This is a genomic window from Pyxidicoccus xibeiensis (assembly GCF_024198175.1).
GTDB classification, from domain to species: Bacteria; Myxococcota; Myxococcia; order Myxococcales; family Myxococcaceae; genus Myxococcus; species Myxococcus xibeiensis.
In genome coordinates this window covers 200,921-214,001 of the sequence record NZ_JAJVKV010000010.1, presented here as the reverse complement: position 1 = coordinate 214,001, position 13,081 = coordinate 200,921, and the positions used below count along the sequence as shown (strand labels likewise).

The 13,081-nt window shown below is 72.3% G+C and carries 7 protein-coding genes; 5 read left to right on the top strand and 2 right to left on the bottom strand.

Going from position 1 to position 13,081, the window contains the following annotated elements:
• Nucleotides 1-4 precede the first annotated feature (4 nt).
• A complete protein-coding gene (locus LXT23_RS35265) occupies nt 5-1,318 on the top strand; it encodes an O-antigen ligase family protein (RefSeq protein ID WP_256561461.1) in 1,314 nt (437 codons plus the stop codon).
• Here the strand turns inward: LXT23_RS35265 and LXT23_RS35260 are convergent.
• Entirely contained in the window at nt 1,292-2,398 is a 1,107-nt protein-coding gene (locus LXT23_RS35260) for a glycosyltransferase family 4 protein (protein WP_407692935.1), read from the bottom strand. The two genes, LXT23_RS35265 and LXT23_RS35260, sit on opposite strands and share 27 nt — an antisense overlap.
• 102 nt (nt 2,399-2,500) lie before the next feature.
• Here LXT23_RS35260 and LXT23_RS35255 point away from each other — a divergent pair, with 102 nt between their 5' ends.
• From LXT23_RS35255 to LXT23_RS35245, 3 genes are all read left to right on the top strand, one after another.
• Entirely contained in the window at nt 2,501-3,643 is a 1,143-nt protein-coding gene (locus LXT23_RS35255) for a glycosyltransferase (RefSeq protein WP_253984785.1), read from the top strand.
• A 218-nt stretch (nt 3,644-3,861) separates the two neighbouring features.
• Entirely contained in the window at nt 3,862-5,256 is a 1,395-nt protein-coding gene (locus LXT23_RS35250; RefSeq protein WP_253984784.1) for an undecaprenyl-phosphate glucose phosphotransferase, read from the top strand.
• A 12-nt stretch (nt 5,257-5,268) separates the two neighbouring features.
• Nucleotides 5,269-5,727, top strand: a complete 459-nt coding sequence (locus tag LXT23_RS35245) for a GNAT family N-acetyltransferase (protein ID WP_253984783.1) — start codon at nt 5,269-5,271, stop codon at nt 5,725-5,727.
• Between the two features lie 75 nt (nt 5,728-5,802).
• Here the strand turns inward: LXT23_RS35245 and LXT23_RS35240 are convergent, their stop codons facing one another.
• Nucleotides 5,803-7,737 carry a serine protease gene (locus LXT23_RS35240; protein ID WP_253984782.1) on the bottom strand — a complete coding sequence of 645 codons (1,935 nt, stop codon included), beginning with the start codon at nt 7,735-7,737 and terminating at the stop codon, nt 5,803-5,805.
• A gap of 278 nt (nt 7,738-8,015) precedes the next feature.
• Between LXT23_RS35240 and LXT23_RS50465 the strand changes: the two genes are divergently transcribed.
• Complete coding sequence (locus LXT23_RS50465) at nt 8,016-13,046, top strand: GspE/PulE/PilB domain-containing protein (protein ID WP_323379119.1); 5,031 nt, start codon at nt 8,016-8,018, stop codon at nt 13,044-13,046.
• The last annotated feature ends 35 nt before the right edge of the window (nt 13,047-13,081 follow it).

Here is a 13,081-nt window from a genome sequence, read left to right as displayed (position 1 = left end):
GCCCATGGACTCCACGTCCCAGCCGCTGGTGGACCCGCGCCTGCGCCGCGTGGTGGCAGGGGTGCTCGCGTTCTGGGCGGTGGGGCTGGTGCTGGCGGAGGTCGTCGTCCAGGTCGCGGCGGGCGCGGCGGTGCTGGTGGCCATCATCCTGGCGGCCCGCCGGAGCCTGCGCCTGGCGCCGGACGTGCGCGCGTACGTGGCGGCGAGCCTGGCGCTGTGCGCGTGGCAGCTCGCCTCGCCCGCGGTGGCGCTGCTGACGGGCGCGGCGCAGCGGTGGCCGCGCAGCTCGCGCTACGGGCAGGTGCTGGACACGGTGGCGGGCGCGGCGGCGGCGTGTATCGGCACGGTGGGCGTGCCGTGGCTGCTGCTGGCGGGCGTGGTGGCCGGCGGCTGGCTGGTGGCCACGGGGCTGGGGATGCTCCAGAACCGGGTGCGCTGGTCCTGGGAGCCGCCGGCGTTCTTCAAGCTGAACCTCAGTCGCCTGCACGAGAACTTCGGCACGGAGGAGTCTCCGCGCTACGCGTCGGGGGGCTTCTTCTTCCACCGGCTGCGCTTCGCGCACGGAGCGATTGCCGCGCTGGGGCCCGCGCTGGCGGTGCTGGGCGGCTCGGAGCTGGCGCGGCGCCGGGGGCTGGCGGGCCTGGTGGTGCTGGGGATGCTGCTGTCCATCTACAACGCCTTCGCGCGGGCGGCGCTGGGGGCGGCGCTGATTGTCAGCGTGGTGGCGCTGTTGCTGCTGGTGCAGGGCCGGGCACGCAAGGCGGGGCTGGTGGTGCTCGGCGTGCTGGTGCTGGTGGTGGTGGTGTCACCGGCCTGGCGGGCGCGGATGGCGAAGGCGGTGGGGAACATCTACGGCGGCGAGCGGCAGCTGGCCATGTCCGTGGGCTGGGAGCTGGTGCGGGAGCATCCGCTGGCGGGCGTGGGCTTCGGCAACCACAAGCCCGCGGCGATGGCCACCGCGGAGCGGACGGGCATCAACGACTTCCTGGCTACGGACGCGCACAACGTCTGGCTGACGGTGTGGGCGGAGACGGGGCTGGTGGGGCTGCTGCTGTTCGCGTGCATGCACGTGCTGCTGGCGCGGGCGCTCATCCGGCGGCACCGCGAGGGCTCGCTGGCGGCGACGGGCGCGCTGCTGTCCTGGGTGGGCTTCCAGGTGCTGGCGCTGGTGCACTACCTGCCGTTCCACTCCAACGTGCACCTGTCCTTCGCGCTCATCTGGGGCCTGGGGCTGTGCGAGGGCAGCGGGGTGCTGCGGGGCGAAACACCGGCCGCGAGTCCGCTGCCCGCCTCAGTCGGCCCGGCTGCCCGGAGCTGAAGGCAGCTCCAGCACCCGCCGGTACACCGCCAGCATGCGCCGCGCGCAGTCGTCCCACGTGAAGCGCGCGGCCCGCTCGCGGCCCAGCTCGGTCAGCTCGCTGCGCAGCCCGTCGTCCCGCAGCACGCGCAGCGTGGCCTCGCGCCAGGCCGCCGCGTCGTCCGGTGGCAGCTTCAGCGCCGCGTTGCCCACCACCTCCGGCAGCGCCGTCGCATCCGCCGCCAGCACGGGGCAGCCCGCCGCCATCGCCTCCAGCGCGGGCAGGCCGAAGCCCTCGTACTTCGACGGCAGGAGCAGCGCCGCCGCTGCACCGTAGAACAGCGGCATGTCCGCCTCGGGCAGCTCTTCCAAATCCAGCACGTTCTCGTGCAGCCCCAGCTCGTGCGCCACCGCCCCCTTGCCCGCCAGCAGCACCACCGGCACCGGCAGGTCCGCCGCGAAGTGCTTCAGCAGCTCCAGGTTCTTGAAGCGCTTCGCGTTGCCCACCGCCGCCACGTACCGCGCCGGCAGCGCGTGCCGCTCGCGGAACTCGCGCGCCTCCGCCGCCGTCGCCGGTTGGAATCGCGAGTCCACGCCGTTGGGAATCACCTGCAGCCGGTACGGCGACAGCTTGAGGTGCTTCGCCAGCTCCTCGCGGGAGAACTCCGACACCGTCACCAGCGCCGACGCCCGCTTCGCCCGAGGCCCCACCACCACCCGGTAGTAGATGGACTGCGCCGGCGTGTACTGCTCCGCCAGCGCCAGGTGGTTCGCATCATGCAGCGTCGCCACCAGCTTCCCGCTCCAGAACAGCGGCAGCGAGAAGGACGTGGCATGGAAGACGTCCGGCTTCACCCGCGCCAGGTCCGCCGCCAGCGCGGGCTGCTCGAGCGGCGACAGGAAGCCCGCCAGCGCGCGCAGCAGGGGGAGGCGCGGGGCGAGCGCTCCCAGCTCGGCCGGCAGCCCCTCGGGCGGCACCAGCGCGGAGAAGCGGAGGTCCGGGGCGAGCGACGGCATCCGCCGCGCCAGCTCCAGGGCGTACCGGGCGATGCCATGCAGCCGGCCGCGCACCATGCGCAGGTCGAGGAGGACGTGGGCCACGGCCCACGGCGTACCACACGCAGGGCGCCCATGGGGGCCAGGCAGGCAGCCAGGCATCCTGTCTTTCGGCACCGCGCCGCCCCGGTGTTAGAAGCCCCTGTCGTGAAGGTCGCCCTGGTCCACGATTGGCTCGTCACCCACCGCGGGGGAGAACGCGTCCTCGACGCGCTCTGCGAAGTGCTCCCGGACGCGGACATCTACACCCTCGTCCACAAGCCCGGCAGCCAGTCTCCGGCCATCGAGTCGCGCCGCATCTTCACCTCCTTCCTCCAGCACATCCCGGGCATCCACGCGCGCTACCGGCACTTCCTCCCGCTGATGCCGCGGGCCATCGAAGCCCTGCGCCTGCGGGACGACTACGACCTGGTCCTCTCGTCCAGCCACTGCGTCGCCAAGGGCCTGCGCGTCCCGCCGGGGACTCCGCACCTCAGCTACGTGCACGCGCCCATGCGGTACATGTGGGACCTCTTCGACGACTACTTCGGCCCGGGCCGCGCGCGCCTGCCCGTGCGCGCGGCGGCCCACGCCGTGCGTCCGTGGCTCCAGCAGTGGGACCGGAGGACGGCGTCCGGCGTCCACCGCTTCGTCGCCAACAGCCACCACATCGCCTCGAAGATTCGCCGCTTCTGGAATCGCGAGGCCACCGTCGTCCACCCGCCCGTGGCCCTGGAGCGCTTCGCCCGGCAGCCGCTGGAGGGCGGCGGGCAGGGCGGCTACTTCCTGTGGCTCGGGGCCTTCGCGCCCTACAAGCGGCTGGACGTGGCGCTGGAGGCGTTCCGCGAGCTGGGCGCCCCTCTCTGGGTGGTGGGCACGGGCCAGGAGGCCTCACGCCTCATGTCGGGGCCGGTGCCCGCCAACATCCGCTTCCTCGGCAACGTCCCGGATGACGCCCTGCCGGGGCTCTACCGGGACGCCCGCGCGCTCGTCTTCACGCCCGAGGAGGACTTCGGCATCACCCCCCTCGAGGCCCAGGCGACGGGCCGCCCCGTCATCGCCTACGGCAGGGGCGGCGTGCTGGAGACTGTCACCTCCCGCACCGGCCTCTTCTTCTCCGAGCAGACCCCCGCCGCCCTCGCCGCCGCCGTGCGCCAGTTCGAGGCGTGGGAGCCCGACTTCCGGCCGGTGGACGCCCGCTCGCAGGCCGAGCGCTTCAGCCGCGCCGCCTTCCAACGCGCCATGTTGGCCGAGGTGGATGCACTCCTCAGGGTGGGGACGTCCTCCCCAGCCCGGGCCTCGGGGGTGTGACGCCGCTGTCAGCCCACCCTCCATCTTCCATGGGGGAGAGCTGTCCACTGACACCCACTGTGGGGGAGGGGTCAAGCCAACCCATTGGTTTCACGGGTTTTCTCGTGCTAGGACGCCCGGCCGTCAATACGTGTCGGGCAGGACCCGTGCCCGGGGGCTTGGGGTGCGAGTCTTGCAGTGGGGTGGCCGCCCGTTGACCAGGCTACAGGAGTCCCGCGGTGTTCAGTCGTCTCCAGCGGTTCTACACGTCCATCAAGATTGTGGCGGACATGGTGATGCTCGCGATGGCGTTCGGCCTCGCGTACGTCACCCGGTTCTCCGGCATCGTTCCCGTCACGGAGGGCATCCCTCCCTGGGAAGATACCGTCGTCTCGCTGCTGATGGTCCTGGTCATCTTCCCGATGACCTTCAAGCAGTCGCGCCTGTACGCCACCAACCGCGCGCGCACCAACACGGGCGAGGTCTTCGAGGTCTTCAAGTCCACCATCACCGCGACGCTCATCCTGGTGGCGGCGACGTACTTCGCGCGTGAGCGCTACTCGCGCCTCACGCTGGTCATCTTCGTCGCGTACGCCTTCGTGCTGGTGACGTGCAACCGCCTGGCGTTCCGCTACGTGCTGAGTGAAATCCGCCGGCGGGGCCACAACCTCAAGTCCATCCTCGTCATTGGCGCGGGGGAGCTGGGGCAGCGGGTCATCGAGACGGTGGAGGGGCACCGCGAGCTGGGCTTCCGGGTGACGGGCGTGCTCACGCTGCGGCCGGAGAAGGTGGGCCAGTACGTGGGCGGTGTGCGCGTCATCGGCCACGTGGACTCGGTGAACCAGATGTTGGATTCGCAGCCGGTGGACCAGGTCATCATCGCGCTGCCGCTGGAGGACCAGGCGCACGTGAAGCGGCTGATGGAGCAGCTCGCGCTGCGCACCGTGGACGTGCGCGTGGTGCCGGACCTGTACCAGTACATCACTCTCTACGGCGGCCTGGAGGAGTTCGGCGGGCTGCCCATCATCCGCCTCCAGGGCGACCCCATGGAGGGCTGGAGCCGGGTGTCCAAGCGGGCCTTCGACATCCTCTTCTCGATGCTGGCCATCCTCGTCACCTCGCCGCTGATGCTGGCCACGGCGCTGGCGGTGCGGCTGACCAGCCGCGGGCCCATCCTCTACCGCCAGGAGCGCATGGGCATGGACGGGCGCACCTTCCCCATCCTCAAGTTCCGCACCATGCGCGTGGATGCCGAGCACTGCGGCGCGATGATGGCCTCGCGCGAGGACCCGCGCCGCACGCCCATCGGCACCTTCCTGCGCAAGTACTCGCTGGACGAGCTGCCGCAGTTCTTCAACGTGCTGCTGGGCGACATGAGCCTCGTCGGCCCGCGCCCCGAGCGCCCCGTCTTCATCGAGGAGTTCAAGCGGCAGATTCCCCGCTACCACCTGCGGCACAAGGTGAAGGCGGGCATCACCGGCTGGGCGCAGATCAACGGCCTGCGCGGCCAGACGTGCATCCAGAAGCGCATCGAGTACGACCTGTACTACATCGAGAACTGGTCGCTGCTGATGGACCTGAAGATTCTCGTGCGCACCGCCCTGGGCGGCTTCCTGTCGAAGAACGCGTACTGACGGAGACAGCGGGTGGGCACGCACGAGTGGACGCGGGACGGCTTCGTCATCAGCACGGACCGCGCGCGGGTGGATGTGGAGGTGGTGCACCGCTTCCTCCAGTCGTCCTACTGGGCGGCGGGGATTCCCCTGGAGCTGGTGCGCCGGGCGGTGGAGCACTCGCTGCCCTTCGGCGTGTACCGCGCGGCTTCCGGTGAGCAGGTGGGCTTCGCGCGGGTGACGACGGACTTCGCCACCTTCGCGTACCTGGCGGACGTGTTCATCGACGAGGCGCTGCGCGGCCAGGGCCTGGGCCAGTGGCTGGCGGCGACCATCGTCGGGCACCCGGAGTTGCAGGGGCTGCGGCGGTGGCTGCTCGCCACGCGTGACGCGCACGGGCTCTACGCCCAGCACGGCTTCACGCCGCTGAGCGCGCCCGCGAGCTTCATGGAGAAGTGGGACCCGGATGTCTACCGGCGCGGCTCGCGCTGAGGCACGGCGTCCGGCGCCGGCACGGGGCCGGGCCGCGGCGGTGAGGCCACGGCCCGGACCCGACAGCTCACGGGACTACTGGATGCTCCACACCACGGTGCCGCTGCACGTGTTGCTGCTGTAGCAGCCGGCGCGAATCTGCAGCGTGCCGGAGGCCGTCGCCGTGTACGTCAGGCTGGAGCCCGTGCCGCTGCACGCGTCGTCGTTGGAGGCCGCCTGCGTGGCGCCGCTGAACAGGCGCAGGTAGGTGTCCCCGGTGAACGACGCGCCCGTCACGCCGCAGGTGGCCACGGTGATGCGCTGGCCCGCGGTGATGGTGACGTCCCGGTTGGTGGTGCTCTGCTGCGCGCTATTGGTGTTGGTGCCGCTGAAGCTGAACGAGCCGGTGGTCGGCGTCGGAGGCGGCTGGCCGTTGGTGATTTCCCACACCACGCGGCCCCCGCAGCTGCCGTTCTGGTAGCAGCCGGCGCGGACCTCGTACTCGCCGGCGGTGCTGGCGGTGAAGGTGATGCTGGAGCCACGGCCCCCGCAGGCGTCGTCGTTGGAGGCCACCTCGACGGCGGCGGGGCTGAACAGGCGCAGCCAGGTGTCACCGGTGAGGGTGGCGCCCGTCAGGCCGCAGGTGGCCACGGTGAGCTTCTGGCCGGCGGTGAGGGCAATCTTCCGGTTGGTGGTGCTCTGCTGCGCGCTGTTGGTGTTGGTGGCCGAGTACTCGAACGAGTTGGCCGGCGGCGGGGGCGGCGGCGGGGGCGGCTCGCCAGTGCCGTTGGGGTTGGGGCAGCCGGCGGTGGGAATGGCGCACTGGGGCAGGCTGGTGCCCAGGTGGGTGATGACCGCCTGGATGGGCACGCCGCGGTTGGGGCAGTTGGCGCAGTGGTGCAGCGCCACCACCAGGTTGTCCGAGTGGCCGATGACGGGCGAGCCGGACGAGCCGCCCTGCGTGTCCGCGAAGTAGCCCACGTCGTTGGGGCCGCCCGACTGGCAGGAGGCCTCCGTCAGGCTGTAGACCTCGGCGAAGCCGGACTGGTCCCTCGAGTCCGTGGAGCGCACGGCAATCTTCTTGCCGTAGCCGGCCGGGTGCTGCGGGACGAAGATGCGCTCGTCCACCACCGCCCCCGTGGAGCGCAGCTGCAGGTAGCCGTAGGTGTTGGTGGGGTTCTGCGACAGCTGCACCAGCGCGTAGTCGCGCGGCGCGTCCACCTTCACCAGCGTGGCGCCGGAGATGACGTTGCCCGGGCAGCCGAACCAGCTCGCGCAGCTCGTCGTACAGGTGGCGCCCTCGGTCATGAACTCGTAGCTGGTGTTCTGCGCGTCGGCCGCGGTGCCGATGCAGTGCTGGTTCGTCATCAGGTGGCCCTGGCTGCCCACCAGCCAGCCGGTGCACGCGCCGGAGCCGTTGATGAGCAGGCGCGCCACGGGACGGGCGCGGCCGTAGATGGCCGGGTCGCTGGAGGCGTAGCAGGGCGCCCAGCCGGAGTCGTCACCGCCGCACAGCGCCTCCTGCAGGTTGGCGAAGCCCATCTCCTGGTTGGAGTATCCGCGCGCGTACAGGTCGATGGTGTAGCCGTGGCGGTTGAGGATGCCGCGCCGGTCCTCGGTGTCGCGGCTGTGCAGCTCGACGATGGCCGTGTCGCCGGGGATGTGGATGGCCCAGAACCCGGTGCGCGCGCCGGGGTGCGAGTTGTCATACGTCCACGAGCGGGTGCCGTCCGGCGAGCGCACCACGACGAAGTCGCCTTCCTCCAGCTCCAGCCGCTCGAAGTGCGGCGCGATGTAGGCCGCGCCGGGGTGGTGGAGGGTGTCGGTGTGTACGGGGCCGCTCTCCGAGCGCACCGCCGTGGTGGCGTAGGGGTGCGCCGTCTCGAAGCGCCGGTGCACGTCCTCGCCCACCTTGGTGATGCCCTGCGACGCGGGGGACGGCTCCGTCTTGCACACGGGCGCCGAGCCCAGTGCGGTCGGCGCTGCCAGCGACAGGGCCGCCACGAGACATGCGAGCTGGATTCGTTTCATCGGTTCTCCTGCGGGGATGGGGACTGCGCAGCTCCAGGCTGCACTGGCCGTTATACCTGCCGTTGCCGACATTCCCTGGAAGGCAAGTGTTTAATGTATTGCTGGACGCCCGTCTTTCGGGGCACTTGCGCGCGTCGAGGGGCCGGGGGCGGTGATTTCACGCGGAGCGGTTGTTTCCGCACCTGGGTTGCGACTTGGCGGGCAGGCAGGCGGAAAGGCGTGGCACCCCTGGAGAGGGCACGTCCCCGCGGCGAGAAGCCGTCTACAATCCGGGGGGCATGGCCGAAAAGCTCGGGGCACTCCTGGTCCGCAAGGGCCTCATCACTCAGGCGCAGCTCGACGAGGCCCTCAAGGCCCAGCTCATCCACGGAGGGCGGCTGGGGACGAATCTCGTCGAGCTCGAGTTCCTCGACATCGACACGCTGGCCATGGTGCTGGGGGAGCAGACGCGCTACCCGGTGGCGCAGGAGGCGGACTTCGAGGCGGTGACGGCGGCGACGCTGGGGCTGCTGCCGGCCGCGCTGGCGGAGAAGCACCTCGCCTTCCCGCTGGGGCAGGAGGGGCGGCGGCTCAAGGTGGCCATGGTGAGCCCGCAGGAAATCCAGCACACGGATGCGCTCGGCTTCGGGACGGGGCTGCGCATCGTCCCGCTCGTCACGCCGGAGCTGCGGCTGTTCCAGTTCCAGGCGAAGCGCTACGGCATCAAGCGGGATGCGCGGTTCCTCCAGAAGGCGCCCGGACGGAGCGCGCCGCGTGCCGCGCCCCTGGCGGGGCCTGGGGCCGCGCTGGTGGCGGAGGCGGCCGTGCCGCTGCCTCCCGCGCCCGTGCGCCCAGACCCGGGCGCGGAGGGGATGTTCGGCGGACTGGCGCCGGGCCAGTACCTGAGCGACGACGCGGACGCGGCCGAGTCCGAAGCGCCCGCGACGCCCGCTGCGATGATGGACCTGCGGGAAGGTGGAGCGCCGCGAGGACTGCCTCCGACGGAGGCAGGCCCGCCGGTGCTGGCCGCGATGGGGGTCGAGAGGCAGGGGCCGCCGCAGCTCGTGCCCGCGGGGGTGGAGCGGGGCGCCCAGGTGCCCGCGGGCCTGAGGCCAGGGGCGCCGCCCCGGCTCACTCCGGCGGAGCTGCCGCGCGTGGTAGCGCCGCCGCGACTCGCGCCGCAGTCCGAGCCGACGGAGGAGCTCGACGTGCTGGAGGAGACGCCGCACGTGCCGGCGCCGCCGAGGTTGGCGGCGGAGCCCGAGCCGGCGGAGGAGTTCGAGGTGGTGGCGGAGGCACCCCACGCGTCGGCACCTCCGAGGTTGGCGGCGGAGCCCGAGCCGGCGGAGGAGTTCGAGGTGGTGGCGGAGGCGCCCCACGTGTCGGCACCTCCGAGGCTCGCGCCCGAGCCGACCGAGGAGTTCGAGGTGGTGGCGGAGGCACCCCACGTGTCGGCACCGCCGAGGTTGGCGGCGGAGCCCGAGCCGACCGAGGAGCTCGACGTGCTGGAGGAGGGGGAGGTGGTGGAGGACATCCCGGTGGTCGCCGGCTTCGAGTCGGGGCCGCCCGTTCTTGCCTCCATGGCGATGCGCGCGGCTCCGGCGGCTGACACGGCGGGAGCGCCGGCGCCTGAGGGGATGCGTCCCGCGTCGCCGCCACGCCTGACGCCGACGGAGGTTCCGCGCGTGGACGGACCTCCGCAGGCCGGGAAGGTGGACGACCCGGGGAGCGCGCAGCCTCCGGGGATGCAGGCCCGTCAGGCGGGGCCGATGACTCCGCAGCCTCCGGGAATGGTGCCTGCTCAGGTGCCGCAGGGAATGGCTGGCGCGCCGGGGCACTCCTCCGGTGGGCAGGTCCGACCGATGCCGACGCCCGGGGCTCCCGTGCTGGATGAGCGGACGGGGCCTGTCGCGCCGCAGCCTCCGGGGATGGTTGCGAGGCCGGCCACTGCCGTGGGCGTGGTGCCTCCCGGCATGGCGGGCCCTTCCGGCGCGCGGCCTCCCTCGGTGACGGGAATGCCCTCGGTTCAAGGGGGGCAGGCGCCTGTTCCGCCGGGCATGCCGCGGATGGCCCCTCCTGGTGCACCGATGCCTCCGCAGGCAATGGCGCCTCCGGGGGCGGCGCCGCGTCCTCCAGGGGCCCCGCCGCCTCCGCTGATGACGAGGCCGCCCATTCCGCCGGGGATGGCGGCGCCGCAACCTCCCGGCATGGCTCCGCGAGGCCTGCCGCCCGCGATGGCGCAGGGTGGCGCCATCCCTCCGATGCAGGCGGGGGCTCCGATGCCGCTCGCGATGGCGCAGGGTGGCGCCATCCCTCCGATGCAAGCCGGGGCTCCGTTGCCGCCGCATCCCGGGCACCTGCCGATGCCCCCGCCGCACGGGGCGGCGATGGCTCAGGGGGCACGGCCTCCAGGGATGCCGCCGGCACCGCTGCCTCCTGGCGCCGCGCGTCCGCCCATGCCTCCAGGCGCGATGATGGCTCCCGGCATGGGCGGGCCTCCCGGGCCAATGCAGGGACGGCCCATGGCACCTCCGGGCATGATGCCTGGGGCTCCGATGCCTCCGGGCGCACACCCGGGAATGCCTCCGCGTCAGGGGCCTCCACCTGGTGGACCCGTGCCTCCCGGCCGAGCCCAGGGGCCGGGCATGCCTCCAGGCTCGCAGGGCCCTGGAGTGCCGATGGCGGGGCCGCCGATGCCCGGGCGTCCACCTCCGCCGAGGATGGCGCCGCAGGGAGGCATGGCTCCTCCCGGCCCGCAGCGTCCCGGCGAAGGACCCCAGGCGCGAGGGACGGGAACTCCTCCGATGGGGATGCCCATCGCGGTGCCACCGGGAATGTCGAGGGTGCCTCCAGGGATGTCGCCCGCGGCTCCGCGTACCGTCGCGCCTGCGACGGGGGGGCTCGCACAGTCCGTTCCTGCGCCCGGGCTGCCGGTTCCGGTTCAGCCTTCCACTCCGGAGAAGCTGGAGCCCTCGACGACGGCGAACCTCGCCACCCTGCTTCCGCCCGAGGCTCCAGAGCAGGCGCAGGAGGATGTCGCGGCACCCGTGCGTGACTCCGAGGCGCAGGCTTCGGCGACGTCGCCGTCCGCGAATGTGACGAGTGCTCGGGCTTCCGAGCAGCTGCCGTCCGCGAGTGTGACGAGTACTCGGGCTTCCGAGCAGCTGCCGTCCGCGAGTGTGGCGAGTGCTCGGGCTTCCGAGCAGCTGCCGTCCGCGAGCGCGACGGAGGCTCAGGCAGTGGGCCATGCGCCAGCCGCGAGCGAGACGGAGACTCAGGCCGCGCCGCTGGTGGCCCTCATGAGCGAAGCGCAGGACCAGGGCTCCGGTCCGTCGGACTCCGCGCCCGGGATGGAGCCCCAGGTCGAGGCGCTGTCCGCCTCCGTGCGCATGGCGGAGAGCCAGGCTTTCGAGTCGAGCGCGCCAGCGGAGTCGAGCAGCGGGCTGACTGCCGGTTCGGAGCCGCTGACTCCGGTCGAGCGCGCCCACGAGGAGACTGGGCTCTCCGTCATCCAGACGGGCGCAGGTGGTCTCGACACCGCGCGCGAGGTGATGGATGTCGCGGCACCTCTCGACGAACATCCGCACGCCATTCCCACGTCTGATGCCAGTGCGGAACCCTCCGTACCTCTTGCGCCCCAGGTGGCCCATGCCGAGCCCTCGCTGACGGAGTCGGCAGGGCAGGGTGAGGCAACGGCCGCGTCCTCCGAAGGGCCTGAATCCGTCTCTGACCGCGGTCTGGAGGCGCCCTTCAGGGCGGAGGCAGTCCACGCGTTGTCTCTCGAGCCAGTTGCCTCGTCGGCCCCGGCGGAGCAGGAGCCTCCCGCGCTCGCGCAGCTGGCCGAAGAAGTCACGCCCGACGCGCTCGACGGCAAGGGCACGGCGCCTGTGCCGCCAGACGCGGTGCTTCCGGTGGCACCCGCTGCCGCCACTCAGCTCGATGGAGTCACGCTTGTCGAGCCGAGCACGACAGCTCCTGAAGAAGCGGGAGCAGCCGTCCCCACCAACGAGCGGCCGATGGCGCTCACCGAGCAGGACCCTGCGCCAGAGGATGAACGCCGCACGGAGGCCGCAGCGGAGACTCCCGCTCCATCGGCTGAGCGCTTCGCCAGGCAATTGGAGCCACGCGCCTCGGATCCGCTCGAAACCCTCTCCGAGCGCCATACCAGTGCGGCCGAGCCCGCGCCTGAGATTGGAACGAACGTTCCTTCCAGCCCGCTCCAGGCCCTCTCCGAGGCCCAACCCGGTGGGGCCGGGCCCGCGCCCGGAATTGGAACGAACGTTCCTTCCAGCCCGCTCGCGGTCACCTCCGAGGTCCTCCCCGCGGCTGCCGAGCCCGCGCCCGAAGTTGGAACGAACGTTCCTTCCAGCGATGTCTCGCCGGCCCTGGCGGCCGGGTCCTCTCCGGAACCCCAGACCGACGTGAGCCCGAAGCTCACGGCCGTTCCCCCGTCGGGCGACACTGCCCCCGAAGGAACCGCCGTTCCGCTCGTTCCGGAGTCCGCACCCAGGCCCGTGGTGCAGACCTCGCGAGCCCCCATCGAGCTGGAAGACCTGCCCGCCTCGTCCGAGGAGCCGATGGAGCTCGCGTCGACCTGGGAGTTCGTGGGCTGGCAGGGGCGGGAGCACAGCGGCCCCATCGGCCACGTCCCCGAGACGACCTGGGCAGACCGCACCGTGGACCTCGAAGGACCGGCCCTCTCCCCTGAGCCCGCCGTTCCGCCGGCCACCGAGCTGCCCCTGGCCTCGCCCTGGGACTTCATCCAGCAGCCCTGGCAGCCCTCTGCGGGCGAGCCCTCCGAGGTGGTCAGCTCGCTCCTGGCCGCGGCCAGCGCCTCCACGGAGACGCCGTCCGTCGGGCCCGCGGTCACGGCGGAGCAGGTGCTCGCGGCGCTGGATGGCGTGGGGACGCAGGGCATGCTCGGCAAGGTGCTGCTCGCGTACTGCGCGGGGCGCTTCCGCCGGGCGTACCTCCTCGGAGAGAGCCTCGGGCTCGCGCGGGTGGGGCACGCCTGGGGGCAGGGGAGTGACAGCCCGGCGGTCTCCGCGCTGAAGGTGGACCTGGAGGCACCTTCGCTGCTCACCTCGGCGATGGCCGTCAGCGGTCCGAGCATCTTCAACGCACCGACCACCCCGCAGGACGAGGCCATCTTCTCCGCGCTCGGAGGCGAGGCGTCCTCGCACCTGGTGGTTGCCGCCGTGCGCAGTCGCGGCCGTACCGTCGCCTTCATCGTGGCGGACCCGGGCTCGGAGCCCGTCGAGTCCTCCACCGTCGAAGAGCTGTCCCGCGTCCTCGTCAAGGCGTCGGAGACCTACGACCGCCTCCCCTGAGCCGGACCCACCGCGCGACGACACGCTGAAAGCAG